The organism is Klebsiella sp. K5-45, assembly GCF_030128605.1.
GTDB lineage: Bacteria > Pseudomonadota > Gammaproteobacteria > Enterobacterales > Enterobacteriaceae > Klebsiella > Klebsiella quasipneumoniae.
Genome location: NZ_JAKUZW010000059.1, coordinates 1 through 830, shown reverse-complemented (window position 1 = coordinate 830; position 830 = coordinate 1). Strand labels below are relative to the sequence as shown.

Sequence of the window (830 nt, the reverse complement as noted above, 5' to 3'; positions counted from 1 at the left end):
GACCAGCACGGGGCGCCCACCGGCGCTGAGCTGCTGGCAGACTGCACGGCGACGGCAATCCGTGAAACGCTGCGTAATCCGGCGCTGGCCGGCACCTATCATCTGGTGGCCAGCGGCGAGACCAGCTGGTGCGACTACGCCCGCTATGTGTTTGAGGTGGCGAGGGCGCACGGTGCAGAGCTGGCGGTTCAGGAAGTGAAGGGCATTCCGACGACGGCCTATCCGACGCCGGCGAAGCGTCCGCTCAACTCACGCCTGTCGAATGAAAAATTCCAGCAGGCATTCGGGGTGACTCTCCCGGACTGGCGTCAGGGTGTGGCTCGCGTGGTAACGGAAGTCCTGGGCAAATAAACGGGTGGCAAACGATGAACATTATTAAAACAGAGATTCCTGAGGTGCTGATTTTTGAACCGCGCGTGTTTGGTGATGCGCGGGGCTTCTTCTTCGAGAGCTTCAGCAGCAAGGTGTTTAATGAAGCGGTGGGCCGCCAGGTGGATTTTGTCCAGGACAACCACTCCCAGTCCCAGAAAGGCGTACTGCGCGGGCTGCACTATCAGCTGGCTCCGCACGCCCAGGGCAAACTGGTCCGCTGTGTGGAAGGCGAGGTGTTTGACGTGGCGGTGGATATCCGTCGTTCATCGTCCACCTTTGGCAAATGGGTGGGCGCGGTGCTCAGCGCAGAGAATAAACGTCAGCTGTGGATCCCGGAAGGGTTCGCCCACGGGTTTATGGCGCTGAGCGACACGGTGCAGTTTGTCTACAAGGCGACGAACTACTACGCGCCGCAGTCAGAACGGAGCATCATCTGGAACGATCCGGAGATAGGGATT

2 protein-coding genes are annotated in these 830 nt (G+C 60.0%); both read left to right on the top strand.

What is annotated here, in order from left to right:
- Nucleotides 1–351 (top strand): sugar nucleotide-binding protein (locus MKS11_RS27440; protein WP_284109801.1); only part of this gene is annotated, 351 nt, incomplete at its 5' end.
- Between the two features lie 14 nt (nt 352–365).
- On the top strand, nt 366–830 hold a 465-nt coding region (rfbC, locus tag MKS11_RS27435; RefSeq protein ID WP_284109800.1), incomplete at its 3' end, for a dTDP-4-dehydrorhamnose 3,5-epimerase.